This window comes from Rummeliibacillus sp. JY-2-4R (assembly GCF_053847205.1).
On sequence record NZ_CM132623.1, the window covers coordinates 750,770 to 776,427 of the forward strand.

Here is a 25,658-nt window from a genome sequence, read left to right on the forward strand (position 1 = left end):
GTTTTTTCGTTCTATTGATATTAGGCAATCATAATACTTGTAAATAATTCAGAAAATTCATAGAATTATAGCTGGAGGTGATCACATATTAACAGCATTTAATTCGAACAAGCAGTTAATTGTATTAACAGGACAAGATACTAAAGACAAATTGAAAGAACTTCGAAAAACAGAGCAGTTTTTCTGCCCACAATGTGAAGAAACTGTTCACCTGAAAATTGGACAAATTATGATTCCTCATTTTGCCCATCAAAAAAAGAGTACCTGCGCAGAGTCTTTTTCAGAAGGGGAGACTACGGAGCACTTATTAGGTAAACAGAAATTATATGAAATGTTTCAAAAGTTAAAGATGACAGTTCAACTTGAACCCTATTTGAAAGAGTTAGCACAAAGGCCTGACATTTTACTAGATTATAACAAAAAGCAGTTTGCTATTGAATACCAATGTAGTACGATTCCTATCCCCCATATGGAACATCGTACACGAGGATACCATCAATCAAATATAAAGCCAATTTGGATTTTAAAAACCCCGATTAACAAACTAACTTACAAAAATGGTATTCAACAAATTAAATTATCCCCATTTAAACAACAATTTATCTCATACATTCAAGGTCAGGCGCATATGATTACTTTTGATGCTGAATCAGGTGACTTTGTATATTTTTCCTATTTAATGCCGATTTCAGGATATCGGTATATTGCATTGGTGAAGCGTTTACCGATTGAAGCACAACGTTTTCCTTTTTTACAAGTAGAGGTGCCTACAGAACAGGAATTCTTAATCTATTGGAAGTTATGGAAGAAAGCTAGACTACAATTTTTAAAGAGTAGATTACTTAGTAGTAATAGAGGTGTGCAAGATACCTTTTTACGGGCATGTTATGATATGCGCTATCAATTGGGAAATTTACCTTTGTTCGTAGGCATTCCTGTATCTAAATCATTTGGGTTTTCAGTTTTTAATGCAGAATGGCAGCTTTTATGGATACACTATCTGGAGGAAATAGGAAAAGACCTTACCCATATATCTTCTTGTATCATTCATGGATTTAGGGAGAAATATCCAAATATTTTTATAAATAAACAAGCTATTGAATCAATAAAAAGTTATAATGAAATAATAAAAGGAATAAATATTTCTAAAATTAATAGTGCATTTGATGAAGAAATGTTATACCGGCATATATATGTTCAATTCCTTGCAAAGCATTGAGAAAATTGAGAAAATATGAGAAGTACTTCGTTTCTAGATAAAATTATATGAGGAGGTCATATTATGGCTGAAAATCAAAAAAGCAAAGTATTAACAAGGGAAGAGGTTCCTACAGAGTTAACTTGGAAACTAGAAGATATATTTGCAACGGATGCTGAGTGGGAAGAAGCCTTTAAGGAAATCAGCGAATTAGGTAAACAAGCTGCTACCTATAAAGGAACAATTAAAGACGGAGCCGAAGCATTACTTACGGTCTTACGCTTCCGTGATGATGTATATAGTAAGTTAGGACGCCTATATGCTTATGCTCATATGCGTAATGACCAAGATACAACAAATGGAGTTTATCAAGCTATGGACAGTCGCGCAAATACTTTATATGCGCAAATTTCTACAAGTCTTTCTTTCTTAACTCCTGAAATCTTATCACTAGATGAAGCAGTACTTGAAGGATATCTAGAACAAAACGAAGATTTAAAATTATATAAACATGAAATTGAAGAGATCAATAAAGAGCGTCCTCATATTTTACCAGCAGAACAAGAAGCAATCCTATCACAAATGTCTGAAGTGACAGGTGCATCTTCCAATGCATTTAGCATGTTAAATAATGCGGACTTAGAATTTCCAACAATTCAAGATGAAGACGGTGAACAAGTTCAATTAACACATGGTAATTATGTTCACTTTTTAGAAAGCAATGATCGTTCAGTACGCGAAGCAGCTTTCCATGCAATGTATGGCACATATGGCAACTTTAAAAACACATTTGCTGCTACATTAACAGGTAATGTAAAAGCTCACAATGTAAGTGCTCGTATTCGCAAATATGACTCTGCACGTCAAGCAGCAATGTCTGCAAATAGTATCCCTGAAAAAGTGTACGATCAACTGATTGAAACGATACACAAATACTTACCGCTTATGCACCGCTATATTTCATTACGTAAGAAAATTCTTGGTGTCGATGAATTGCATATGTGGGATGTCTACACACCATTAGTACCTGAATCTAAAATTGATATGACTTATGATCAAGCAAAAGAACATATGTTAAAGGCGTTAGCCGTGATGGGTGACGAATATGTAGGAATTCTTGATCAAGCATTAAAAAATCGTTGGGTAGATGTGGTTGAGAGTAAAGGTAAACGTAGCGGAGCCTACTCATCTGGCTCATATGGTACAAATCCATATATCTTATTAAACTGGCAGAACAATTTAGACAATCTATTTACACTTGTACATGAATTCGGACACAGTGTACACAGTTACTTTACGCGTAACAATCAACCATTTGTTTATGGAGACTATTCTATTTTCGTAGCAGAAGTTGCTTCTACATGTAATGAAGAATTACTAAATGATTACCTATTGAAAACAATCGATGATCCAAAAACACGTATTTACATTCTAAATCACTGGCTAGAAGGCTTCCGTGGTACAATTATTCGCCAAACAATGTTTGCCGAATTTGAACACATTATTCATGAATTAGACCAAAAAGGGGAAGCACTTACTGCTGAACGTATGTCAGAAGAGTACTTTAAATTAAACAAACAATACTTTGGTGAAGATATGGTTGTTGATGAAGAAATCGGTCTAGAATGGGCACGTATTCCTCATTTCTACTACAACTACTATGTATATCAATATGCAACAGGGAAGAGTGCAGCCATCGCTTTAAGCTCACAAATCCTATCAGAGGGCGATGCAGCGGTAGAACGTTACATTAACAAATTCCTAAAAGCAGGTTGCTCAGATTATCCAATCAACGTATTAAGAGCAGCTGGCGTAGACATGGAATCAGCCACACCAATTGAAGAAGCATGCAAAGTTTTTGAACGTAATTTAAATGAGTTAGAAAAACTTCTAGCTGAATAATACTACTAGTTATAAGCCTCGGAGGAAATATACTCTGAGGCTTATTTTTTCATACATAGACATAATAAGGATGCTAAATCTAAAGTAGTGATAATTTCTTTTGTTACACGAAATAAGATGCAGGAATTTAAACCTATAAAGTATAATTATTGTCAATTTCGTGTAAAAATATACATAAAAATACTCTAGAAACATTGGAAACGCTTACTATATGACAACTTTGTGAATATAAGTTTGAATCGTTGCTATAAAAGATTTTTCATGCTAAAGTTACAGATGTGAAATAAATCACAAACAAACATACACCCCTTTGTTTGAACGTGAACATTTCTCCCATCCCCTTTGTGAAAAGAAGCATCTCTCGTAGAGATGCTTCTTTTGTTTATGGTCAGAAAACAAGGGTATGTAAGTTACATAAAGCATAGTAGAAAAATTAATCAATCATTGCTTCTGATTCAATCTAACACGATGATCCCTTCAACTCTCCAAAAACTTATCCAAAACTCTTAGCATCAACATAACGTTCCGTATAATCGCATGCAATGAGTGAATTGTATATCATCCATCCATAAACAAAAAAACCAATCATAGTAATCTACTATGATTGGAAGAGAATCTAGTATTATTAAAATCTATTTTAAACGCCAGAGCGATAATTCATCACATGTTACTCGATCAAGCTTCTGTTGTAGCATCTTTTTCTTTAACTCACGTTCAGCAGTATTTTGAGAAATTTGATAAATAGCTGCAACCTCTTTAGTTGTTAAAGTATGATAACGTTGAAACAAATCTTCTACTGAAGGTGGTTGCTGACAAACTAATTTTTGATCTAATAGTTCTTCTAATATTTTTTCATATACATAAAAAGGATAGGAACCAGAAACTTTTAAACCCTCATCTTCAATGTTTTCATTGAAGAATACAAAACTTGGAACTTCGTCTACTTCCATTTCACGTGTAATACATAAATCACTTTGGAATGCGCGTGTTGCTTCCATTGATAGAAAGTCAGATTGGAATTCTTCAATATCTAATCCTATTTCATAAGCAATCTCTTGTAATGTACTACAAAGGGATACGTTTTTAATATTTGTCAAAGCATATTCCTGTAATTTCATTAAAAAGCGATAACCTGCTTTTTTTCCTTGAAGTTCGGCCGCTTTTACAGCAATTGAAGGAAGAACTGGATGGGATACATCAACAAGTTCTTCATGAGATTCACAACTATTAATACGTTGGCAAGCTGTGTTTAACGAATTCAATTCTGTACTTAGGACAATACGTAAGGAAAAATAATGTCCATAATTTAACTGTAATTGTCGGATTAATGATTGTAACTCCCAACAATCTGGAGAAAGCAAATCCATAAATACATAAAGCTCGATCGGTTTACTTAGGGCAGTAGAAGTTGATACAGTAGGTTTTTCAGTTAAATACTGAATCTTGTTCACTCTAAAACCTCCTCGTCTTCATCCGGTGAGTTAATCATATGGTGCGCTGTAAGGACGAGACGTTGATAATATACTTCTCGAAGTTTACCTTCAAGGCCTACTTCATCCATTGCTTCAGACATGCATTCTAACCAAGCTTGTGCGCGTTCCGGCGTAATCTTGAATGGTATATGTCTAGCTCTTAGCATTGGATGACCATGTTCTTCTGTATATAGGTTTGGACCACCTAAATATTGGGTCTGAAATTGTTTTTGTTTGCGGGCTGTCTCGGATAAATCATCAGGGAATATTGGCTTTAGCTTCGGATTTTTGGCAACTTTGGAATAGAAAATATCAATCATTTTATAGAGTTTTTCTTTACCAATTTCCTCATAAGGAATTATAGGTTTCTGCATCATAGATGATTCTCCTTTGCTTTAGCTGTAATTCTATTTTATCAACCTCCTCGTATTTTCTCAAACAAATGATTCGCTCAATACTCCGATTATCATATTTTACGATAAAAAAACCAACAATCGTTACAGCGATAAGCCGTTCATCTTAAAAAATAGAGGATGAATGAATAGTAGCGAAATTGTTGGTATTTTGTCAAATTATGAGTTGTATGTATTCATAATATTTGTTACGTAATTCATAGTTTCTTTATAGGGTGGAACTCCGGCGTATTTTGTTACTGTACCAGGTCCAGCGTTATAAGCAGCTAACATGAGAGGGAAGCTTCCGTTAAATTGGTCGTACAATTGTTTTAAATACTTTGTACCACCCATGATATTTTGCTCTGCATCGTAAACGTTAGAAACTCCTAAATAGTTAGCAGTGCCAGGCATCAATTGCATCAATCCACCTGCGCCTGCTGAACTTGTTGCACTTGCATTAAAGTTCGATTCTTGTTTAATTACAGATTTAATCATTTTCTCGGGTAAACCATATGTTTGTGCTGCTTTTTTAATAATAGAATCATAACTTGTATTTGCGGATTCACTATTTGAATCTGATTTTTTCGTTGTTAATTCATCCAAAGAAAAGTTTGAGTTGGTATTCAAAGATGCTGGTGTAAAAATAGGTGTTAGACCGCTGTAATTGACAGCGTAATTGTTCAGCGTTTCTGGATTGCTATAGCTACTTACACTTTGACTATCACTTGTTGTACTTAACTCAAGCCCACCTAGCAATTGGCTATAGTCAATTGGAGAGCTAGTACCGTACCCTAATGAATTATTAATCAAACTTGGTGAAGATAACAGCTGTGATAAATAGACATTACTGTTCGGGCTTGAAAGTGAATTCGTAAGTCCAAGAATTTGAGAAGCTTGCGAAGTACTAGATGATGGAGCAGTTAACTGTGACAACATTTGAGCGAATAAGCCAGAAGTAGGAGTTGAACTATTTGTCATACTAGTAGTACCAACGGAATTCATTCCTTGTAAATTTGGTAGTTGTGATAATGATTGCGTATACATCGATTACCCTCGATTCTTATTGACAGCGCTCATAAAACGAGCGACTTTTTTATCAGCTGGTCTTGATGGGATAGAATATTGTGCAAGAAGTTGTTCGAAGATTTTCTTTCCAGTCTCCTCATCTTGAACCTCATATTCTAATTCATAATCCTCAACTTCTGCGTAAATCGAATGATCAAATACTAAAAGACCGCCTTTATACTCTATTTCGGCTCTTTTTGTAGAGAGTGAACCTAATATTTGCAAATCTTCTGTATGGACGTTTAATGCATGCAGCCGCATTTCAACTTCTTCTGCATGAAGTGGAGAGTTGCCGGCTAAAATAGATTGAACTGTCTCCTGTTGAAGTAAGTCCGTTGTTTCGGTTAACCCGATGCCTTCAGCCGGTTCCTTTAATGTACATTCAAAGCGGTTTTGTACTTCTCGAATTCGTAAACCAGATCCTACATTTTTTAAAGCAAAATCAGGCGTATCAAAATAGTGATTTGTTTGTTCATGAAACTTATCTTTTGTTAAATTGAAGGAATGACATAACGTGTAAAATTCCTCTTTTGTTAACATATTTTTGAATTCGATTTCTAATTCTTGGGTCAATATCTACACACCCTTTCTATTTATGAATTATAGAGGAATTTTATAACAAAATGCAATTTGCATAAGAAAATGATACAAGCCCTGAAAAATCTCCGAAAAATTCGTTAGAAATGAAGAAGCCTATGATAAAATAGAGTGCATATTCACAGAAAGGAAGATCGGCCTTGCGTAAAACTTATTTAATTGAAAATGGTGTATTACAAGATTCTCAAATTTTCTTTGAGTTGCATAATCCTGAAAGTGATTTAGCAATTCAACCAGCGGGTAAGATGATTACTGATTCAGATGAAAAAGCATTTATATATTTATTGGATGAGAATGATGGTTATAGTTATTTGAAATTCCCTCAAAAAGTTTGGCCAATATTAGTCGAAACTCTACATTCAAAAGCAAATCCTGTGTTAAAATGGGGAATTGAGCGAATTGAATTAGTTGGTTTTTTGGATGAATTACAATCGCTAATATATAATATTGAAGGTAACTATAATTATGGAGAAGATTTTACAACTGCAGTTGAAAAAACTTTTGCACAATTACTTGAGTAAAGCCTAAACGTGTTAGGGGGACTTATCATGGGACAGTGGGATCGCTTTTTACAGCCCTATAAGCAAGCAGTAGACGAACTTAAAATAAAATTAAAAGGGATTCGTGCGCAATTTGAAAAGTCAAACACGACATCACCTATTGAATTTGTCACTGGAAGAGTTAAACCGCTTGCGAGTATTTATGATAAGACGTTAGAAAAAGGATTAATTTTTGAACCGTCAGATACACTTGGACATGAATTGCAAGATATTGCAGGGGTTCGTATCATGTGTCAATTTGTAGATGACATTCCAACTGTTATTGATTTATTACGTCAGAGAAATGATTTACATATCATTGAAGAAAAAGACTATATTACTAATGTGAAGAAAAGTGGATATCGGTCGTACCATATCATTATCGAATATCCAGTTGGTACCATCCAAGGTGAAAAGACGATATTAGCTGAAATTCAAATCAGGACACTTGCGATGAACTTTTGGGCATCAATTGAGCATTCACTTAACTACAAATATAAAGGGATTTTCCCAGATGATATAAAGCACCGTCTACAAAATGCGGCAGAGGCAGCGTTTAAACTTGATGAAGAGATGTCAGAGATTCGTGAGGAAGCTCTAGAAGCACAAGCCTATTTTACGGAATATAAAGAAGCGTCTAATCCTAAAGTACGTCATGAAAACACGAAAGGAGCTCACGAGGATATATGAAGAAATTTTCCATCCAATCACGTAATGATCCACAATCAAACGAACTCATGGAACGTGCAATTTCCTATTTAACCGATTTTGGACTTGAATTAGATGAAGAAAAACCGGATATTGTTCTATCGATTGGCGGTGATGGAACGCTTCTTTATGCGTTCCATCGGTACACCCATATGCTATCAAAAGTTGCGTTTGTTGGTATCCATACGGGTCATTTAGGATTCTATGCTGATTGGAAACCAAGCGAAATTGAAAAGCTAGTAAATTCAATCGCTAAAGGGGAAATGAAAGTGATCGAATATCCACTTTTGGAAGTTACGATCAATTATCAAAATAGCGAGGATAGTTATACGTATTTAGCGTTAAATGAATCTACTGTTAAATCCCCAGAAGTAACTCTTGTCATGGATGTTGAATTAAATGGGCGTCCTTTTGAACGATTTCGTGGTGATGGTCTTTGCATATCAACACCTTCAGGAAGCACAGCTTATAATAAAGCACTAGGCGGCGCAATTTTACATCCATCATTACATGCAATTCAATTAACAGAAATGGCATCTATAAATAATCGTGTATTCCGTACAGTGGGCTCTTCTCTTGTTCTACCCGCACATCATAACTGTATTTTAAAACCTGTTAAGGCTGAGGATTTTATGGTGACAGTCGATCATGTGCAACTGTTGCATAAAAATGTTAAGTCGATCCAATATCGTGTTGCGAAAGAGAAAGTGCGTTTTGCAAGGTTTAAAGCCTTCCCGTTTTGGCAACGAGTGCACGATTCTTTTATCGATAGTGATTTAAAAGATTAATGAAAGATTTTAGATATCGCCTCTCCTTTAAGGCGCAAAAAGACGGTCAATTATTGCGAGAAGCATTAAGTGACGTTGAAATTTCAAAACGTGCATTAACAGCGATAAAATTTGATGGTGGGACATTACTTGTTAATGGAGTAGAGCAAAATGTAAGACATCCATTAACAAGTGGTGATGAGGTAACAGTTATATTTCCTATAGAGGAAATTAGTGATGGATTAGTTCCGGAAACTGGTGTTTTAACTATCGTGTACGAAGATAATGAATTACTTATTATAGAAAAGCCTCCTTATCAAAGTACTATTCCATCTCATGATCATCCTACAGGGAGCATTGCCAATATAATTGCAGCACATCTTAAATCGCAACAGATTGCTTCAACTGTTCATGTTGTCACACGCTTAGATCGAAATACATCAGGGTTAATGTGTATTGCTAAACATCGCCATATACATCATCTTATGTCCATGGCTCAAAAAGAACATACCATCCACCGAACATATGAAGCTTTCGTTCATGGCAATATGCAAGAGGACTTCCAACAAATCATTGCACCAATAGGACGTAAAGATGGCAGTATTATTGAAAGAGAAGTCCGGCAAGAAGGCCAATTTGCACATACAGATGTGCAAGTGTTGAATCGTTTTTGCTTACAAGGTGAATTAGTTAGTCATGTAAGACTAAACTTACACACAGGAAGAACTCATCAAATTCGCGTGCATATGGCATCAATTGGTCATCCGTTGCTAGGAGACGATTTATATGGTGGAACAAGAGAACTTATAGATAGGCATGCACTACATTGCGTTACACTGGAACTTGAACATCCGATTACGCATGAGAAAATGGTATTTAGGAGCAAACTTCCAGATGAGATGAAGAATATTATTTCTGGAGAACTGTGAAAAAAGATGTCTCTACAATGAGTACATCTTTTTTTGACCTTTAAGACTTAATAAGGAATTGATAGGGAATAAAAAAAGAAGAGATTGAGTATCTTTAACTTTTAATGTTACTATTTATCTTGTTCCAAATTAATTTATTAAAAAGTAATTGCCCTTATGTAATGTTCGAACTATTATAATAGGGTGTTAAGTATTGTAAAACAGTCGAGAGGAGGGGACATGCATGATAGACGAAACAACGGATAAAGATGAAGTGCAATTTGATGAGGAACATTTAATATCGTTATTACTTAATGGCGAAACAGATGCTTTCAGGGAAGACTATTTGTCACTACATCCATACGATCAGGCACAGTTTTATGAGAAGGTGGAACCTGATATACGACAGATCATTTATCAGTATTTGTCCCCGGGAGAGATGGCGGGAATTTTCGAAGCTCTCGAACTTGACAATCAAGAATATAAAGGTTTCCTTGAAGAGATGTCTCCGGCATATGCTGCACAAATGATTGCTGAAATGTATACGGATGATGCAGTGGATGTATTAAATGAATTGGATAATGAGCAAATTAGTCATTTTCTTAAAATAATGGGGAATGAATCAGCAAAAGAAATTCGTGATTTACTGAATTATGAAGAGTACACAGCTGGTTCTATTATGACTACTGAATATGTTGCCATTCCCGAAAATTCAACTGTACGTTCAGCTATGACCATTTTGCGAAATGCTGCTCCAGAAGCTGAGACAATTTACTATATTTTCGTAGTAGACGAAACGAATCAATTGGTAGGAGTTATCTCTTTACGTGATCTCATCATTGCTGAAGAAGATACTCTAATTCATGATATTATGAATGAACGTGTTGTGAGCGTAAATGTCACAGACGACCAAGAAGATGTTGCTCAAATTATGAAAGACTATAATTTTTTAGCTGTACCTGTCATTAATTCAAAAAATATATTGCTTGGCATTATTACAGTCGACGATATTATCGATGTCATCGATGAAGAAGCATCAGAAGACTATTCTAAATTAGCCGGTGTCTCAGATATGGATACATTTAATACAAGTCCGTTTGCTGCGGCTAAGAAACGATTACCTTGGTTAGTTGTCCTATTATTCTTAGGTATGATTACTGCTAATTTAGTTGATTTGTTTGCAAATACTCTTGCAAAAGTTACTTTACTTGCTGCATTTATTCCATTAATAGGCGGTACATCAGGGAATAGTGGGACACAGGCTCTAGCAGTAGCTGTACGTGGGATTGCAACAGGTGATGTTGAAGGTGCAAGTAAGCTAAAGTTATTGTTACGTGAATTGATTACCGGAATGATTATGGGCCTTGTTTGTGGAAGCATTGCACTCGGAATTGTTTTCTTTTGGCAACATACATTCTTAATTGGTTTATTAGTAGGTGTAGCGATTTGTTGTTCAATCGTTGTTGCGACATTAGCTGGATCTTTTATTCCAATTTTAATGAGTCGATTAAATATTGACCCTGCTGTTGCTTCAGGACCTTTTATCACCACATTAAACGATATTACAAGTATATTAATCTATCTCGGAATCGCCTCAGCTTTCATCAATCATCTAATGTGAACCAAATTTGATTTTTGGGCATAATATGAAAATAAAAAAAGGAAGTGTTATCGTGGGAAATCGCCCACTCCTTTTTGTCAAAACACCACCACCTTTTTTTAAAGAGATTGAGGAAGCTGAAAAGGAAGTTCAACATGACGTTGAAGTATTTGTTAATGAAGAAGAAACCATTGAATCCATTGAAGAAATATCTGAAAATTTAACTGAAGAAGTGCCGATTATTGAAGATGGCGAATTACGTAAACGAAAAGAAAGGCTGATATTCTTATCTAATCCTTTCCAACAAAAAGCCTATCAACCCCTTGTGTTTATTGTGAATGATGGAAGAAAAATCCAAGGAGAAGTTCTTGAGGTGGATGAAGAATCTGCAGAAGTTGTTATTAAAACTGCCAATGAAGGGATCCAACCAATCGCCATATCGAAATTGGATGATCTTTTATGGAGAGGCAGATCGTTTTTATAGGGATTTGATATTAGATTTTGGAGTTTTTTCAATACTAGAGTAATAGTTAGAGCACAACACTTTAAAGAAATTTCTTTTACTTATTCAATGCCAATTTTCGTAAATCACATATATTAAATAGTAATTAACAAAAACGAGTATCAGAATGAATTCTGAACTCGTTTTTGTTTATATTAAAGATTGAAAATCAAAAATATTATTGTACTACTTGCTGAGGACGCTTTCGATTCGGGCCTTCCAATGATTTTCTGGGCCACAGGATGTGGGTCAGATAGTCGTTGCCGCACGATGCGGCGCAGTTAGACTATCTTCCCTAAAACGAGCCGCTTCAGCACTTAATAGATTTATCCAGCTTCACGCGCCAGCCCCTCGAGGGTTCACAGGAAGTGATTCCGATAGCCGTTGCCACAGGACGTGGCGAACTTAGGCTATCTTCCTTTTTTCGGTCTCTCGTTCGAAAGCTGACAAGCTGCTTTCGATTCGGGCCCGCAAGCAGCTTGTCGGGGCTAAACGGACGCGTTCAGCATTAAAATTAAAAAACGATTGCTTGATAGTAGTACCATCAAACAATCGCTTCTTTTATTCCGACGCTGCTTCACCTATCTATTAATCTTGGCAAACCCCTAAGAAAACATCACGAATACATTGCACTCCGCAGAAACAATTTAGGTCAACTGTTATACAGCTATCTGTAGCTTCAAAACGTCTTACTTTGCAAAGAGTTGTTAAGTCAACGTCAGTGCCTTTATCGTTCAGAATATCTACATCCATACCTTCTCTATCAAGTGGTTCTAGTACTCTCAAAGTAGCACAGCATCCATCGAAAACATCTTCTACGCGGAAAAATACTGAGAAGCAAGTGCAATCTGGTCTGCCTCTTTCTCTAAAGAATGCTTTAAATGGTGTTCCGTCTTTTGTAAGTAGCATGAATACTCGGGTATCAGCATTGTTTCTTGCAGGACTTACTAAACCTCCAAGTGGCTCTAGGAAACAATTGGTAGGACATTCACATTCTTCATTTACACCTTGGTTTTGAATATCTAAGATAGCGCGAACTACATCACATACACAGTTTCTAGAGTGACTTGATTTTGAGCCTGAAGAACTAGAACTCTCTCTTTCTCTTCCACACCCCATCTTGTTTTCACCTCCTCTTTCGAACTCTCTATACCATATGAGTATTTCAAATATTCACTCGGGCTGATGTCATACCTTGAATATTTTTATTAAAAAAGTTTCATACTAAATCTCAAAAAGGGTGAGAAGCATGAAAAAGGGACTTTTGTTGCTCGTGGTCTTCTTGTTAGTTGGTTGTAGTAGTTCAAAAACGGAATATTTTACTGCAAATCATGACGATAAGTTTAAGACGCAGCAACAAGACGTAGAAAACGTTGTAAAAAATGATAAACACATTAAAAGAGTAACTGCTCTTTTTTCAGAGGATGCGGCCATTATAGGAATAGAAGTCAAACAAGCATCAAAATGGAAAAAACAGAAATATGAAAAAGAATGGCAAAAAGAATTAGAAAAAGCTTTACCAAATCATAAGGTTTTGGTTAGTACAGATTTGAAAATCATTTGGGAAACCGAAAAATTAGCCAAACAAAAACTAGATGACCAACAGCTAAAAGAAAAAATTAAAAAGCTAAGAGATCTAGCTAAGGAGGAAACTTAATAATGGATGCAAAGCAATATGAAAACTTACAGCAGTCATTATCACCAAAACCATCGATTTTCGTAAATTGTATTAAAGCTTTTCTTGTTGGTGGTATTATTTGCACGATTGGCCAACTTATTACCTTCTTTTATATCGCTTATTTTGATTTTACGGAAAAGACAGCGGGAAATCCTACTGTTGCGACAATGATCTTTATTGCAATGTTACTAACAGGTTTTGGGCTATATAAAAAAATTGGACAAATCGGTGGAGCTGGTTCTGCAGTACCTGTTACTGGATTTGGTAATGCCGTTATTTCGTCAGCAATCGAACATAAAACAGAAGGTTATGTATTAGGAGTCGGCGGTAATATTTTCAAGCTAGCTGGATCGGTCATCGTTTTTGGCGTAGTATCAGCATTTGTTGTAGCACTAGTGAAACTTATCTTTGTATCAATGGGGGTGGCGAGCTGGTGATGGATCAAGGTGTAATTTATTTTCCCTCAAAGCCGGCGTTATTGGCATCTGGTGTAGTCGCGGGACCAGTAGAGAAACAAAGTGTATTTGCAACTGATTTTGATAAACTATTTGACAGTGAAAGAGCGGATGAGGATACAAATGAGAAGGGCCATCAAACAATGACAGAACAAGCATGTCAGATAGCCTTAGATAAGGCAAAAGTAAAAAAACAAGATGTAGATTTTATTATGAGTGGTGACTTGGTTAATCAAATGACACCATCCAATTTTGCAGCAGCTACAATTGGAGCTCCTTATATAGGGTTATTTTCTGCTTGTGCTACAGCAGTTTCCAGCGTCATTATTGCATCCTTATTAACGGAATTGGGCGCGAGTCGTTTTGCACTTGCGGGAGCTGCTAGTCAACATAATTCCATTGAGCGCCAATTTAGATATCCAGTTGAATATGGAAGTCAAAAACCTGGAACTGCGCAATGGACTGTGACGGCCGCTGGATATGTATTGGTTGCAAAAGGACAAATCAATACTCCTGCTATAGAGGCTGCAACCATTGGAAAAGTGATTGATTTGCAACAAACTGATCCGTTTCACATGGGAGCAGCTATGGCACCGGCTGCTTGCGATACTATTTCTAGCCATTTAAAGGGGAGAGGTCAAAAACTAAAGGATTATGACTTAATAATGACAGGTGATTTAGGAAAAGTTGGACTCTCCATATTAAAAGAAATGTTAATTAAAGAAGGAATGGCAGAGGAAGATGTAATGAAAATCAGAGATGGAGGAGCCGAATACTACGGCGATGATGATGGTTTCTTAGCGGGTGCAAGTGGTGCTGGTTGCTCTGCATCGGTGTTTTTTAGTTATATTCTAAAACAATTAAATGATAAAAAAGTTGAGCGAGTTCTTGCTATTGCAACTGGGGCATTATTATCACCATTAACAGTACAACAAAATGAATCAATACCTTGTACTGCACATGCTATTGAAATCACGATGAAATGAGGAATTGACATGATTGTATCACTTTTGATGGCTTTTATCGTTGGGGGTTTAATTTGTGTAATTGGACAATTATTAATGGATGTTGGAAAACTAACCCCAGCACATACTTTAAGTCTTTTAGTGGTTATAGGTGCAGTTTTAGATGGATTCAATCTTTATGAACCTTTAATTGATTTTGCGGGTGCAGGTGCGACGATTCCAATTACTTCGTTTGGTAACTCACTAACACATGGCGCAATGGCAGAAGCTGAACGGCATGGGTGGATTGGTGTACTTACGGGAATGTTTGAAGTAACGAGCTCAGGGATTAGTGCCGCCATTGTTTTTGGGATGATTGGTGCAATAATATTTCGTTCAAAAGGACAGCAACCCTAGTCATCCGCCCGATTCCTCTTTTGCTCCCTGCATAACATAAGGGAGAAAAGAGAGGAGGGATTGCAATGAATTCAGGATGGGGAGGATACGGATACGGTTGTGGATATCCATCTGGTGGCTACGGTGGCGGCTACGGTGGCAACTACGGTGGCTCAACTTTTATTCTAATCGTTGTTTTATTCATTTTGTTAATTATTGTTGGCACTAGCTTTATCTACTAAGGAGGGCGAATAGATGAATCCATATTTCTTTCGGAAAATCGAAGAGAAAACTGGAGTTCCAATGGAAGAAGTCTTCGCGCTAGCTAATGCTATTCAAAACGCTAATTTTCAGGATGAACGACAAGTCCGTAAAATTGTTCGTAAAGTTGCGAAACTAGCAAATAAGCCAGTTACAAAGGAACTTGAAGAACAAATTGTTGCGTCTATTCTCAAAAATGGTAAATCCTTGGATTTAAGCAGTATTCAAAAAATGATGTAAAGCATATCTAAGGCATATCTAAACTGCCCCTATAGTATCTTTTACTTTTAGAGCATAAAAGTAATTGTATTATAGGGGGGTTACTATGGGATATATTTTACCAATTAGTGATTTTCAAACGATACAATATATGAATCAATCTCTGCAAAAAAAACGTAAATATTCTTTTATCAATAAAATAGAAGAAATAAAAAAACAATCAAACTTTGGCAGAGAATTGGTACAAAGACATCAACAGTCTAAAAGTAAGTATTGTAATCGGCAGAAAATACAACAAGTTTATGATAAAAGTCTTACTTTATATGATTTGAATATTGCAGAATTGACTAGTAAAGGATTAAAATACGATTTTTGTATATAGACCAATCGGATATATCACAAAACACAATCATCATGAAAACGAACAAACTAATGCGAATTTACTTCCATATAAAAAGCTACGATGTGTTATGATTTTTATCTCATAGTACATCGTAGCTTTTTTTTAACTATCTAATACTTTTTCCATTGCTCGATGAGGAATTCCTGCATCTAAAAACTCAGGAGAAGTGATGTAATACTGTTGTTTTTCATAAAATGGAATAGCATGAGTTTGTGCATTAATTTTCACTTTTTTTATGTTAGATCCCTGGATGTATTGTTCTAGACTTTCCATCATTAAAACCCCAATTTGTCTCCTACGGAAATTTGGCAAGACACAGACACGGTCTACAGAAGCGATTAGATTTTCGGTAAAACGAACTCTACCCGCTGCTATTGGTCGATCATCAAAGTAAGCGACAAAGTGGGTAGCATTTTTATCATACTCATCTTTTTCTAATGGTAGAGGAATCCCTTGTTCTTTGACGAAAACTTCTTCTCGAACAAAGAAGGCATCTTGTAATTCTTTTTCACTTTCGACAATCTTTGCAAAAACCAAGTTTACGCCTCACCTGATAATCGATAAGTTTCATAAACAGTCCAAGAGCCATCCTCTAATTGATACAATAGATGAATACGGTTGATTGTTTCGCTAAAGTCAACATTTGTCATACGAAGCTGACCATAAATATCATCATGCTCACCAGAACTTAAATCTTGTGCAAGCGTAATATGAGGGACAAATTTATATTTAGCTTCCGTGCCAATAACTTTATTATGCAACTCTTCATGTAATTCTTGAAGTTGTTTAGTCACATCAACTTTTAAGTAGATTACATTGTTGACAGGTGCAAAAGAGCTTACTTTTGAAACTTGAATTTTAAGAGGAGAGAATTGACTACAAACCTCTTTAATAGATTCTGAAATTGTGTCAATTCGAGAATCATCTATTTCTGTTACTCCTAATGTAATATGAGGTGTAATTTGCGCGTAATGCGAGTCATATCTTTTTCGATAAGAATTTGCAAAGTCTTGTAATTGTTTAGATGGAAAGGCAACAATTCCGTATTTCATCGTGCAGAACCTCCTTGGATAATTTCTAATAGTTCTCAATTTTCAGTATAACAATAAAAATATTAACATGAAATAATTAACTATCCTAAATTCCAAATTTTTGTTTTATAGCTCTTTTCAAATCAGGTTGCCAATACTTCCATGAATGATTGCCCTCAAATTCTTCGTAAAAATGAGAGAACCCTTTTTCTTTTATTAAGTCATGAAGTTTTCGGTTTGGTGTTAAAAAGTCTTTAATCGTTTTATTTGTCGTCATTACTTCAAACTCCAATGTGCCTACTACATGGTAAATGGAAAATGCATGTGGATTCTTCACTTCTCGAACTTTATCCAATACCAAATCGTCAACATAAGGTGATTGTAAGATTACGTTGCCGAAAATATTTGGGTAAGCGATAGCAGCAAGGAGTGAAACGGTTGCAGCTTGTGAATCACCAATTAATGCTCGACTCATGCCCATACAATAAGTTGAATATTGCTGATCGATATATGGTACTAGTTCGTGAGCTAAAAAGCGTAAATAAGCAGCGTGTAGGTCGCCGTTAGGTAAATATTTACGTCTTCTATCTTCAATATTTTTATAGGGAACACCAACAATAATTAGATTTTCAATATCTTCTTTCTCTAAGTATTCATCTGCAACTCTACTTATACGACCTAATTGAAAATAATCTTTACCGTCTGAAGCAATTAAAACGGAATATTTATAAAATGGAGAATAGTTAGCTGGCATATAGATTAATAATTCCAGCTTTTCTTGTAGGGCTTCACTGTAAAACTCTACATCTGAAATGGTACCATGTTCCAAATTGAACACTCCTTTAACATGTATGTAGGGAAATTGTAACATATGCGTCAATAAAGGTATAATCTTATAATGATATAATTATTTAGGGGAAATGAGGTTTTTCAATGTATAATGAGAAACTGAAAGTGTCTTCAGATATTGTGGCAAAAGCAGCAAGAGAAGCATTAGAACGCCGTGGTGTAACGATTACTGATATTGCAGAAATAGTATATGAAATGCAATACCCTTATAATAATAATTTAACTTTAAAACATTGTATATGGTCAGTAGAACGCGTTCTAAACAAAAGGGAAGTGCAACATGCCCTTCTTGTAGGTATTGAACTCGATGAACTTGCTGAAAAAAAGATGTTATCCCAACCCCTTCAGCAGTTAATTGAATCAGATGAAAGCTTATTTGGAGTTGACGAAACCCTTGCAATTGGTTCTGTATTAACATATGGGAGCATAGCAGTAACAACTTATGGACATTTAGATAAGAATAAAACAGGAATCATTCAACAACTTGATACAAAAGGAATCAATGGCGTGCATACATTTTTAGATGATTTAGTAGGAAGTATCGCTGCATCAGCATCATCACGGTTAGCTCACCGAATTCGAGATCTTGAAGAATCAGGTGAGATAATTGGTGAAAAGGATAAAATTTAGTATTTTTATTTTACCTTTCTTCAATGAAATTTAAACATTATATTAAAGTGGAATTGGCAAAGCCAGCTTTTTAGAAAATAGGGTAGTAACCTGAAAGTGTGAAAAGCGAAGCCAATTCCACTTCCAACAATGATAAAATACAAAGTAAATAGTAAGAATGAGAGTGAATGTAATGATAAAATTATGGATGGTTGTTTTATGTAGTTTTGTACTCCTTGTTTTGGCAGGATGTACAATGGGACAATCTCTCAAATCTACCAAGAACCAAAACCAGAACCAGAACGAAAATCAAAACCAAGAACATGTAGAAGTCGTCAGTGTCATGGATGGCGATACAATGAAAGTAAAATATAATGGCGAAACGAAAAAAGTTCGGTATTTATTAGTAGATGCTCCTGAAATGTATCATAAAAAATTAGGTGAGCAACCATTTGGCCGTGAAGCGCAAAGAAGAAATAGAGAAATCCTAAATAATGCTAAAGAAGTCACTTTAGAATTTGACGTTGGTGGAAAAGAAGACAAATATGGCCGCTTATTAGCTTATGTCTATGCAGATGGAAAAAGTGTACAAGAACAATTAATTCGAGAAGGTCTTGTGCGAGTTGGTTACATATATGAACCAAACACAAAATATGTGGACAAGTATAAAGCGATTCAAGAAGAAGCAAAAAAAGAGAAAAAAGGTATTTGGCAATACAATGGATATGTAACAGATCGTGGTTTCGATAAAAGCGTTGTGAAAAATTGGAAACCAGGTGAAGATTCAACAAAGGGGACAACCAATAGTTCCTCTTTTGTAAATAACAAATCTCAAAATGAAGAGACACATGTAAACACAGGAGCAACCTGCAATATCAAAGGTAATATTAATAGCAAGGGGAAAAAGCTATATCATTTACCGGGTATGAATAATTACAATGCCGTTAAAGCAGAGAAAATGTTCTGCTCAGAAGAAGAAGCACAAAAAGCTGGCTTCTCAAAAGCATCCTAAAATAAAGTAGATTATTTTAAATGGGTAGCAAAGGTAGATACTAATCGCCTTTGCTATCTTTTATTTATTAGCAATAACTGGTTTTTGATTCAACTGTTAGCCTTTAAAATTATCCAGGAAGCATAGGTGAAGCAAAACTGACCGTAAAAGCTCGATTGGTTCAACTAACAATTAGGGAAGCTCTGATTGTATTGATTTAAAGAAATATAGTTGTGGTGTATTTTCCAATTTTTATGGTACTATGTTCTCAAAGTAAATAATGGGGTGTGTGTATGACAAGAATATTCATAGTGCGACATGGCGAGACAGACTGGAACTGTGAAGGAAGACTTCAAGGTGGAACAAATACGACATTAAATAATAGAGGAGAACAACAAGCAATTGCATGCAGAAGCTATTTTGAAAATATAAAATGCGATGCACTATATTCAAGTACTCTTCAAAGAGCAATGCTTACGGCAACGATTATGAACGAGGCTTTGCAATTACCATTCATACCAATTAAAGAATTTTCTGAGCGTACTTTCGGAATAGCGGAAGGGATGACTTACGAAGAGCGGAATAATGCATACCCACACAAAGAATATCCAAATCAAGAATCGATTGAAAATCTTCAAGAAAGAATAGCAAATGGACTGGAGAAAATTCAATCAGAGTACCCTGATGGCAATGTAATCTTAGTAACGCACGGAGCAGTTATTCATACGCTATTTACTATGGTAGAAAACCCACAATTATTTCCTCAAAGCGCCAGACTTTCAAATGGCGGCGTAAGCACCATTCATAGTCAAAATAAGTTGTGGCATTTAGATAAATATAATGAAGTTCAACATTTATCCTGCATTAACGGGCAGTAAGATTCAACTATAAAGCTGATTGAAGTTTCATTTTATTGGATTTATAAAAAGGATACGCAGATTGGCGTATCTTTTTTCTTTTGAAAGATATATTGTAAAGAATATGACAATAGGAAATAAAAGAAAAGTGTTCTATAAAAATAGAGAATTTACAATGGTGAAATTATATATTGACATGGTATTAAAGAATGTAACAAAAGAAAAAGTACTATCCTCAATACTTTCTACCGACTAACTCTACTTCAAATAACAAAAATTCGAGAAAAAACATGTTAAATAATTGAATAGTATTTTCGAATTTGTGAACGCTTATGTTACAGGATTGTAAATGTTACGTAAAGTTGTGTAAATTTAAGCGATATTTTTTAAATTTATTGTTAAGATATTTTCCGTTAAACAACAAGTTTTAGCACTAACTTTTCAGGAGGAATTTATGTTTAGTCGAAAAAAAGCAGATCCATTCTTTGAGGTATTAGCAAAAATTTCAGCCAACGTTCAAGAAGCATTACACTATGCGAACGATTTTCGTATACACAATTTAGAGGATTTATCAGAAATTAGCAAAAGAATGAAAATATATGAAACAGATGGAGATTCTCTTATCCATGAATTGATTGTAATGCTAAACAAATCATTTATGACTCCAATTGAAAGAGAAGATATCCTTGCTTTAGCAAATAGTATGGATGATGTTCTTGATGGTATGGAAGAATGTATTGCACATTTCGATATGTTTGCATTAACAGAAATTGATGAATCCATGAATACATTCATCAGTTATATCGTAAAAAGTACTGATGAAATCGTAAAAGCTATGGAGAAATTACAAAATAAAGAATTAGCTAGTATGCGAAATCATGCTATTTTAATAAAAGATTATGAAAGTAAATGTGATGAAGTATTGCGTACTTCTATTAAGCAACTGTTCTTACATGAAAAAGATCCAATCCGAATTATTAAATTTAAAGATATTTATGAACAACTAGAAGATATTGCAGATGATTGTCAAAACGTAGCAAATACGATGGAAACAATTATTATGCGTAATGCATAAGGAGCGAATGTAAACGAATGGATTCAATATTTGTACTGACCGTATTAGTCGTAATTTTCGCGTTAGCTTTTGATTTTATCAACGGATTTCACGACACAGCCAATGCTATTGCAACATCCGTTTCAACGAGAGCTCTGCCACCCAAAGTCGCTGTTGTATTAGCGGCAATTATGAATTTTATTGGTGCAATTACTTTTACAGGTGTAGCCAAAGCAATCACAAAAGATATCGTGGATCCATTTGCATTATCAAATGGTTCTCTTGTTATACTAGCTGCATTAATTGCAGCAATTATTTGGAATTTGGCCACTTGGTATTTTGGAATACCATCAAGTTCTTCACATGCCATTATTGGTGCAATCGCTGGAGCAGCTATTGCAGCAGCAGGATTTGGCATTTTGAACTACAATGGCTTTATTAAAATTCTTGAAGGGCTATTGATTTCACCAATTATCGCTATAGTGATGGGCTTCTTAATGATGAGCCTATTCAAAATAATTTTCAGAAAAGCACATCTTTATAAAACAAATAAAGGTATTCGCTTGTTACAAATTTGTACGGCATCATTACAAGCTTTTACACATGGTACGAATGATGCTCAAAAGGCGATGGGTATTATTACAATGGCGTTAATCGCTGTAGGTTGGCAGTCTGGTGATGATATCCAATTTTGGGTGCGTGTAGCAGCAGCTACTGCAATGGGGTTAGGTACTTCAATTGGTGGTTATAAAATCATCAAAACAGTAGGTGGTAAAATAATGAAGCTTCGACCTGTCAATGGAGCAGCAGCAGACCTAGCATCAGCTTCTGTTATCTTCGGAGCAACATTAATCCATTTACCTGTAAGTACGACTCATGTTATTTCTTCAGCTATTATGGGTGTAGGTTCTGCGCAACGTATAAAAAGTGTTAAGTGGGGAGTAGCACGTAAGATTGTACTGACATGGATTATTACGATGCCAATCGCTGCATCGCTTGCAGCAATTTGCTACTTTATTTTAAACATGCTTTTCTAAAAGTAAAACTGTCTAGCAGCATAGCTGTAGACAGTTTTTTTTATGTAATCTTGGGTTAGTAGGAGTGGATGATTATTGTATTAAATGCAAAAATAAAAAAAGCAGGCGCTCATCTGCCTGCTCATAAGAAAAGAACTCCCGGCAATCCGTGCCGTTACGGAGCTCTTTTTTGTGATGATTTACAAGTAAATCTCACATAGGTTTGGCACCTAAAATAAAATTATACATGAATTTGTGAAAAAAACAAGTGAAATATTTGGAAATGCATTTAATGAAGATTGATTAATGACTAAAAAGTAAAATGTAAGATAAAAAATTTGCGAATAGGGCTGGTTTTTTACTATAATAATTAAATAGGTTTATATTTTCCTATAAAAATATGCTCAAAATATGAGATTTTTTATATAAAAAACAATAATCTTAGATTATTTTGTGCAACATATTTTAAATGGAAGGTGTTTGGAATGCTAGTAGGAATTGCTGGATTAGTAGCTTTTTTAGTTATTAACATAACTGTTTTTAGTATTTGGGGAGATACTGAATACTAAGAATAAAAGCCTTACATATTTTATAATTGTGTAAGGCTTTTATTTGAGATTATTGTGTCTTAGCTATGTAAGAATCATAGTTTTCTATTGAGCAAAAGTCAATGGATAAAAAGTTATTTTAATATATAAAGCGGATACGAATTGTATCCGCTTTTTGTTTTTAATTAACATTAATGGAATAGACCTGAATCTCTTGATTTTTGTAACATCCTTCGTGTTAAATAATTTATGCGTTTTTTGAATATGCTCCCAAAAAGTATGATAAAGGAGAAAACAATGAATAAGAATAGAAAATCGGTTCTTATTTTTGACCATATAATGCCGCCAATTGCTTCTCTAGTCATTGAAATTGCATAAGTAAATGGCAAATATGGATTTATAGCTTGGAAAAACTTAGGCAGTAATTCGACTGGATACGTTCCTCCAGATCCTGCAAGTTGTAATACAAGCAAAATAACGGACAATGCTTTACCTATGTCGAAAAAGACTGAGACTAATGTATAAACAATTGTCATAAAAACAACGCTTATAAATAAACTAAATAAGCAGAACCAAACTGGCTCTTCAACGGATATCTTTAAAATGAAAAGATCACCCAATACAATAATGGAAGTTTGAAGCAGTCCTATTGTCCAAAAAGTGAGCAATTTCCCGAAATAAACTTCACGCGTTTTAAATTCGGATTCCTTTCTTAAATCGATTGCTAAAATGGAAATTAATAATAAACAGCCAACCCAAATGGCTAAAACAGAATAGAATGGCGACATACCTGTTCCATAATTTTCAATAGGAAATACCCGATGCTCCTTCATTTTAATAGGTTCCTCAAAGAAGGATTTTTCTGCAGTGGGATTATTCAATAATAATTGGATTAAACTGTTTAAGTCGGTCTCTTTTTCAAAAGCACGAATTTGATTAGCTAATCGATGAACCCTTTCATTTATTAATGGGTATTCACCAATAAAGGTATTAAGGTAATTATTTGTATCTCCAAGAAATCGATTTGTATTATTTAATAATGATTCTACACTAGGAATTGTTCCTTGTATATCTGTTAATACGTTCTTTGCTCCAGTTAAAGTTTGTTTTGCATTATTGATTTGATTAAAAATAGTTGGTTCTATTGTATCTGAATAGATGTTAATAAAATTGTCTAATCCACTAGAAGTATCTGAAGTAATTTGTTGCAACTGATTTAGGGAATTTGTGATTTCATGTTCTTTATCTGACAGTGTATTGTCAAATTTTTTTGAATTTATTTGTATTTCATTTACTATGTTTTGTGCATTTTCTGTTTGCGTAATTGCTTGATTCAATGTTTTCTCATTTGTCGTGTTATTATTTTTTTCATTGTATTGTTTCAAATTAAGTAGAAGTTGGTTAATAGATGAAATATTGTCTTTTGCTACTGAAATGCCATTATCTAAATTTGTTTTAATTGTTTTAATATCTGTAAAACTTATACCTGATTGATTTAATTGTTTTAGTAACTGATTTGCTTGCTTCGTAACCTGTTGTACGTTTTGCATGTCTTTTTTTACTTGCGGTGCGATCGCATTCAAATCAGATTCAGCTCGATCTATAAACTTTAGCGTCTCATTGACTGTTGAAAGACCTTGTGAAGTAAGTTCTTTTGCTTTGGGAATAGATTCTCTTGCATGATTGATAATTTGGGTAGCGTTGTTAGCATCTTGCTTAGCTGATTGTAGTTTTTTATATATAGTAGGTAAGTCTCTTTCAAGCGTAAATACATAATTCCTGAATTTTTCAATATCAGGTAAATCTTGTTTCATCGTGATGCCGAGACGATTTAATATTTCGAAAATTTTTCCATTGACCGTACCGACAAATTTGCTACTCATTGAATCTACTAGAACACTAGCGCCTTTACTTGTAATTTTTGGGGTAATAGAATTGATCTTTTCATTTACATAGTAATCAAGTTGCGCTTTTGTAGGTGTATCGTTTACGACAGTGGCAAGATGGTGAGAGAAGTCTTTTGGAATAATAATGACGGAAAAATAATCGCCATGCTCTAAATGCTCAAGTGCTTGTTTACGGTTGGTAAATTGCCAATTCATCTCATGATTCGTTTGTAGTTCTTTAATAAGCTCATTTCCAGCATTGAATTTTTGGCTTTGTAGTGTGGCACCATTGTCTTCGTTTACAATCCCCACTGGAATTTGGTTTGTCCTGCCGTATGGATCCCAAGTTGCTATGATATTAAGCCATGCATAGAGTGAAGGCAATAAGACAAGGGCACATATGATAATAGCTGATACCCAATTTGTACCGATGACTTTTATATCTTGAAGATATATTTTTAAGCTGTTTTTCATTTTGGACCACCTTTTAGAAGAGGAAAAAAGTATGTATACGGCTTTTTACCGTATACATACTAGGGAATGGAGTGGAGAAATAAAGATAAGAAAACAAATACTATGTTGAAACTTCTTCATTGGGATCTGAATCGCTTAAATTTTGCAAAAACAAGAATTCCTCTTCTTCTAACTCTTGTTGACGTTCAAGTGAAATACCAATTGACAAATCTCCGGAAAATAATGATTCCCACCAAGTTTTTGTTTTTAACATCGTCTGTTCTCCCTTCGCGAGTAGAATTCAAATTTTACAAATGGTACAATTTGAAAAGACAATACGTGCTGGCAAATCAAC

General features: G+C 34.8%; 30 protein-coding genes. 20 read left to right on the plus strand and 10 right to left on the minus strand.

From position 1 onward, the window contains the following. The first annotated feature begins 118 nt into the window (after window positions 1-118). Entirely contained in the window at window positions 119-1,219 is a 1,101-nt protein-coding gene (locus ACWV26_RS03440) for a competence protein CoiA (protein WP_455898169.1), read from the plus strand. Window positions 1,220-1,282: 63 nt separating this feature from the next. Continuing rightward, a complete protein-coding gene (gene pepF / locus ACWV26_RS03445; RefSeq protein WP_455896980.1) occupies window positions 1,283-3,100 on the plus strand; it encodes an oligoendopeptidase F in 1,818 nt (605 codons plus the stop codon). 632 nt (window positions 3,101-3,732) lie between these two features. Here the strand turns inward: pepF and ACWV26_RS03450 are convergent. The 4 genes from ACWV26_RS03450 to ACWV26_RS03465 all read right to left on the minus strand — a co-directional run bounded on the left by ACWV26_RS03450 (window position 3,733) and on the right by ACWV26_RS03465 (window position 6,605). After that, window positions 3,733-4,551, minus strand: a complete 819-nt coding sequence (locus tag ACWV26_RS03450) for a DsbA family protein (protein ID WP_455896981.1) — start codon at window positions 4,549-4,551, stop codon at window positions 3,733-3,735. Beyond that, window positions 4,548-4,949 (minus strand): globin domain-containing protein, encoded by a 402-nt coding sequence (locus tag ACWV26_RS03455; protein ID WP_455896982.1) that lies wholly within the window; start codon window positions 4,947-4,949, stop codon window positions 4,548-4,550. Before ACWV26_RS03455 ends, ACWV26_RS03450 begins: the two co-directional genes overlap by 4 nt. Window positions 4,950-5,144: 195 nt before the next feature. Continuing rightward, entirely contained in the window at window positions 5,145-6,011 is an 867-nt protein-coding gene (locus ACWV26_RS03460) for a lytic transglycosylase domain-containing protein (protein ID WP_455896983.1), read from the minus strand. 3 nt (window positions 6,012-6,014) lie between these two features. Continuing rightward, window positions 6,015-6,605, minus strand: coding sequence for a CYTH domain-containing protein (locus tag ACWV26_RS03465; RefSeq protein WP_455896984.1), 591 nt, complete (start codon window positions 6,603-6,605; stop codon window positions 6,015-6,017). A gap of 164 nt (window positions 6,606-6,769) precedes the next feature. Here ACWV26_RS03465 and ACWV26_RS03470 point away from each other — a divergent pair, with 164 nt between their 5' ends. The 6 genes from ACWV26_RS03470 to ACWV26_RS03495 all read left to right on the plus strand — a co-directional run bounded on the left by ACWV26_RS03470 (window position 6,770) and on the right by ACWV26_RS03495 (window position 11,635). Further along, entirely contained in the window at window positions 6,770-7,150 is a 381-nt protein-coding gene (locus ACWV26_RS03470; RefSeq protein WP_455896985.1) for a UPF0738 family protein, read from the plus strand. Window positions 7,151-7,177: 27 nt separating this feature from the next. Continuing rightward, window positions 7,178-7,858 (plus strand): GTP pyrophosphokinase, encoded by a 681-nt coding sequence (locus ACWV26_RS03475; RefSeq protein ID WP_455896986.1) that lies wholly within the window; start codon window positions 7,178-7,180, stop codon window positions 7,856-7,858. Next, window positions 7,855-8,664, plus strand: a complete 810-nt coding sequence (locus ACWV26_RS03480) for an NAD kinase (protein WP_455896987.1) — start codon at window positions 7,855-7,857, stop codon at window positions 8,662-8,664. Before ACWV26_RS03475 ends, ACWV26_RS03480 begins: the two co-directional genes overlap by 4 nt. Continuing rightward, window positions 8,664-9,572 carry an RluA family pseudouridine synthase gene (locus ACWV26_RS03485; protein ID WP_455896988.1) on the plus strand — a complete coding sequence of 303 codons (909 nt, stop codon included), beginning with the start codon at window positions 8,664-8,666 and terminating at the stop codon, window positions 9,570-9,572. Before ACWV26_RS03480 ends, ACWV26_RS03485 begins: the two co-directional genes overlap by 1 nt. Window positions 9,573-9,795: 223 nt before the next feature. Beyond that, window positions 9,796-11,172, plus strand: coding sequence for a magnesium transporter (gene mgtE, locus ACWV26_RS03490; RefSeq protein ID WP_455896989.1), 1,377 nt, complete (start codon window positions 9,796-9,798; stop codon window positions 11,170-11,172). A 52-nt stretch (window positions 11,173-11,224) separates the two neighbouring features. Continuing rightward, the gene (locus ACWV26_RS03495; protein ID WP_455896990.1) at window positions 11,225-11,635 is read left to right on the plus strand and encodes a hypothetical protein; all 411 of its coding nucleotides are present in this window, start codon (window positions 11,225-11,227) and stop codon (window positions 11,633-11,635) included. 606 nt (window positions 11,636-12,241) lie between these two features. Here the strand turns inward: ACWV26_RS03495 and ACWV26_RS03500 are convergent. After that, window positions 12,242-12,772, minus strand: coding sequence for a CotY/CotZ family spore coat protein (locus tag ACWV26_RS03500; RefSeq protein WP_455896991.1), 531 nt, complete (start codon window positions 12,770-12,772; stop codon window positions 12,242-12,244). Window positions 12,773-12,902: 130 nt separating this feature from the next. Here ACWV26_RS03500 and ACWV26_RS03505 point away from each other — a divergent pair, with 130 nt between their 5' ends. The 7 genes from ACWV26_RS03505 (at window position 12,903) to ACWV26_RS03535 (ending at window position 15,988) form a co-directional block, all read left to right on the plus strand. Continuing rightward, entirely contained in the window at window positions 12,903-13,310 is a 408-nt protein-coding gene (locus tag ACWV26_RS03505) for a hypothetical protein (protein ID WP_455896992.1), read from the plus strand. 2 nt (window positions 13,311-13,312) lie between these two features. Then, the gene (gene spoVAC / locus ACWV26_RS03510; protein ID WP_455896993.1) at window positions 13,313-13,768 is read left to right on the plus strand and encodes a stage V sporulation protein AC; all 456 of its coding nucleotides are present in this window, start codon (window positions 13,313-13,315) and stop codon (window positions 13,766-13,768) included. Next, the gene (locus ACWV26_RS03515) at window positions 13,768-14,772 is read left to right on the plus strand and encodes a stage V sporulation protein AD (protein ID WP_455898170.1); all 1,005 of its coding nucleotides are present in this window, start codon (window positions 13,768-13,770) and stop codon (window positions 14,770-14,772) included. The genes spoVAC and ACWV26_RS03515 overlap by 1 nt, the downstream gene beginning before the upstream one ends. Window positions 14,773-14,781: 9 nt before the next feature. After that, a complete protein-coding gene (spoVAE, locus tag ACWV26_RS03520; RefSeq protein WP_455896994.1) occupies window positions 14,782-15,147 on the plus strand; it encodes a stage V sporulation protein AE in 366 nt (121 codons plus the stop codon). A 65-nt stretch (window positions 15,148-15,212) separates the two neighbouring features. Next, a complete protein-coding gene (locus ACWV26_RS03525; protein ID WP_455896995.1) occupies window positions 15,213-15,368 on the plus strand; it encodes a YjcZ family sporulation protein in 156 nt (51 codons plus the stop codon). A 13-nt stretch (window positions 15,369-15,381) separates the two neighbouring features. Further along, complete coding sequence (locus tag ACWV26_RS03530; protein WP_455896996.1) at window positions 15,382-15,627, plus strand: stage VI sporulation protein F; 246 nt, start codon at window positions 15,382-15,384, stop codon at window positions 15,625-15,627. An 85-nt stretch (window positions 15,628-15,712) separates the two neighbouring features. After that, window positions 15,713-15,988 (plus strand): hypothetical protein, encoded by a 276-nt coding sequence (locus tag ACWV26_RS03535; RefSeq protein ID WP_455896997.1) that lies wholly within the window; start codon window positions 15,713-15,715, stop codon window positions 15,986-15,988. Window positions 15,989-16,111: 123 nt separating this feature from the next. Here ACWV26_RS03535 and ACWV26_RS03540 read toward each other — a convergent pair whose 3' ends face one another. From ACWV26_RS03540 to ACWV26_RS03550, 3 genes are all read right to left on the minus strand, one after another. After that, window positions 16,112-16,546, minus strand: coding sequence for a GNAT family N-acetyltransferase (locus tag ACWV26_RS03540; RefSeq protein ID WP_455896998.1), 435 nt, complete (start codon window positions 16,544-16,546; stop codon window positions 16,112-16,114). Between the two features lie 2 nt (window positions 16,547-16,548). Continuing rightward, window positions 16,549-17,061 carry a YjcG family protein gene (locus ACWV26_RS03545; RefSeq protein WP_455896999.1) on the minus strand — a complete coding sequence of 171 codons (513 nt, stop codon included), beginning with the start codon at window positions 17,059-17,061 and terminating at the stop codon, window positions 16,549-16,551. 85 nt (window positions 17,062-17,146) lie between these two features. Then, window positions 17,147-17,869 (minus strand): alpha/beta hydrolase, encoded by a 723-nt coding sequence (locus ACWV26_RS03550; RefSeq protein WP_455897000.1) that lies wholly within the window; start codon window positions 17,867-17,869, stop codon window positions 17,147-17,149. A 104-nt stretch (window positions 17,870-17,973) separates the two neighbouring features. Here ACWV26_RS03550 and ACWV26_RS03555 point away from each other — a divergent pair, with 104 nt between their 5' ends. The 5 genes from ACWV26_RS03555 (at window position 17,974) to ACWV26_RS03575 (ending at window position 22,437) form a co-directional block, all read left to right on the plus strand. Beyond that, window positions 17,974-18,519: a phosphatidylglycerophosphatase A family protein gene (locus ACWV26_RS03555; RefSeq protein ID WP_455897001.1), complete on the plus strand. Its 546-nt coding sequence runs from the start codon at window positions 17,974-17,976 to the stop codon at window positions 18,517-18,519. Window positions 18,520-18,691: 172 nt separating this feature from the next. After that, entirely contained in the window at window positions 18,692-19,510 is an 819-nt protein-coding gene (locus ACWV26_RS03560; protein WP_455897002.1) for a thermonuclease family protein, read from the plus strand. Between the two features lie 272 nt (window positions 19,511-19,782). Beyond that, window positions 19,783-20,367: a histidine phosphatase family protein gene (locus ACWV26_RS03565; RefSeq protein ID WP_455897003.1), complete on the plus strand. Its 585-nt coding sequence runs from the start codon at window positions 19,783-19,785 to the stop codon at window positions 20,365-20,367. 433 nt (window positions 20,368-20,800) lie between these two features. After that, entirely contained in the window at window positions 20,801-21,421 is a 621-nt protein-coding gene (locus ACWV26_RS03570) for a DUF47 domain-containing protein (protein ID WP_455897004.1), read from the plus strand. A gap of 17 nt (window positions 21,422-21,438) precedes the next feature. Beyond that, a complete protein-coding gene (locus ACWV26_RS03575) occupies window positions 21,439-22,437 on the plus strand; it encodes an anion permease (RefSeq protein ID WP_455897005.1) in 999 nt (332 codons plus the stop codon). A 718-nt stretch (window positions 22,438-23,155) separates the two neighbouring features. Here ACWV26_RS03575 and ACWV26_RS03580 read toward each other — a convergent pair. Together ACWV26_RS03580 and ACWV26_RS03585 are read right to left on the minus strand one after the other, a co-directional pair. Beyond that, entirely contained in the window at window positions 23,156-25,324 is a 2,169-nt protein-coding gene (locus ACWV26_RS03580) for a YhgE/Pip family protein (protein ID WP_455897006.1), read from the minus strand. A gap of 100 nt (window positions 25,325-25,424) precedes the next feature. After that, on the minus strand, window positions 25,425-25,577 hold the full coding sequence (locus ACWV26_RS03585; protein WP_455897007.1) for a hypothetical protein: 153 nt from the start codon (window positions 25,575-25,577) through the stop codon (window positions 25,425-25,427). Window positions 25,578-25,658 lie beyond the last annotated feature (81 nt).

Excerpts from the sequence above, each read along its gene's own strand:
- ACWV26_RS03480 (WP_455896987.1), top strand. The coding sequence starts at position 7,855 with ATGAAGAAATTTTCCATCCAATCACGTAATGATCCACAATCAAACGAA.
- spoVAC (WP_455896993.1), top strand. The coding sequence starts at position 13,313 with ATGGATGCAAAGCAATATGAAAACTTACAGCAGTCATTATCACCAAAA.
- mgtE (WP_455896989.1), top strand. The coding sequence starts at position 9,796 with ATGATAGACGAAACAACGGATAAAGATGAAGTGCAATTTGATGAGGAA.
- spoVAE (WP_455896994.1), top strand. The coding sequence starts at position 14,782 with ATGATTGTATCACTTTTGATGGCTTTTATCGTTGGGGGTTTAATTTGT.
- ACWV26_RS03530 (WP_455896996.1), top strand. The coding sequence starts at position 15,382 with ATGAATCCATATTTCTTTCGGAAAATCGAAGAGAAAACTGGAGTTCCA.
- ACWV26_RS03475 (WP_455896986.1), top strand. The coding sequence starts at position 7,178 with ATGGGACAGTGGGATCGCTTTTTACAGCCCTATAAGCAAGCAGTAGAC.
- pepF (WP_455896980.1), top strand. The coding sequence starts at position 1,283 with ATGGCTGAAAATCAAAAAAGCAAAGTATTAACAAGGGAAGAGGTTCCT.
- ACWV26_RS03515 (WP_455898170.1), top strand. The coding sequence starts at position 13,768 with ATGGATCAAGGTGTAATTTATTTTCCCTCAAAGCCGGCGTTATTGGCA.
- ACWV26_RS03545 (WP_455896999.1), bottom strand. The coding sequence starts at position 17,061 with ATGAAATACGGAATTGTTGCCTTTCCATCTAAACAATTACAAGACTTT.
- ACWV26_RS03570 (WP_455897004.1), top strand. The coding sequence starts at position 20,801 with ATGTTTAGTCGAAAAAAAGCAGATCCATTCTTTGAGGTATTAGCAAAA.
- ACWV26_RS03500 (WP_455896991.1), bottom strand. The coding sequence starts at position 12,772 with ATGGGGTGTGGAAGAGAAAGAGAGAGTTCTAGTTCTTCAGGCTCAAAA.
- ACWV26_RS03535 (WP_455896997.1), top strand. The coding sequence starts at position 15,713 with ATGGGATATATTTTACCAATTAGTGATTTTCAAACGATACAATATATG.
- ACWV26_RS03455 (WP_455896982.1), bottom strand. The coding sequence starts at position 4,949 with ATGATGCAGAAACCTATAATTCCTTATGAGGAAATTGGTAAAGAAAAA.
- ACWV26_RS03585 (WP_455897007.1), bottom strand. The coding sequence starts at position 25,577 with ATGTTAAAAACAAAAACTTGGTGGGAATCATTATTTTCCGGAGATTTG.
- ACWV26_RS03505 (WP_455896992.1), top strand. The coding sequence starts at position 12,903 with ATGAAAAAGGGACTTTTGTTGCTCGTGGTCTTCTTGTTAGTTGGTTGT.
- ACWV26_RS03485 (WP_455896988.1), top strand. The coding sequence starts at position 8,664 with ATGAAAGATTTTAGATATCGCCTCTCCTTTAAGGCGCAAAAAGACGGT.
- ACWV26_RS03460 (WP_455896983.1), bottom strand. The coding sequence starts at position 6,011 with ATGTATACGCAATCATTATCACAACTACCAAATTTACAAGGAATGAAT.
- ACWV26_RS03565 (WP_455897003.1), top strand. The coding sequence starts at position 19,783 with ATGACAAGAATATTCATAGTGCGACATGGCGAGACAGACTGGAACTGT.
- ACWV26_RS03560 (WP_455897002.1), top strand. The coding sequence starts at position 18,692 with ATGATAAAATTATGGATGGTTGTTTTATGTAGTTTTGTACTCCTTGTT.
- ACWV26_RS03580 (WP_455897006.1), bottom strand. The coding sequence starts at position 25,324 with ATGAAAAACAGCTTAAAAATATATCTTCAAGATATAAAAGTCATCGGT.
- ACWV26_RS03555 (WP_455897001.1), top strand. The coding sequence starts at position 17,974 with ATGTATAATGAGAAACTGAAAGTGTCTTCAGATATTGTGGCAAAAGCA.
- ACWV26_RS03575 (WP_455897005.1), top strand. The coding sequence starts at position 21,439 with ATGGATTCAATATTTGTACTGACCGTATTAGTCGTAATTTTCGCGTTA.
- ACWV26_RS03525 (WP_455896995.1), top strand. The coding sequence starts at position 15,213 with ATGAATTCAGGATGGGGAGGATACGGATACGGTTGTGGATATCCATCT.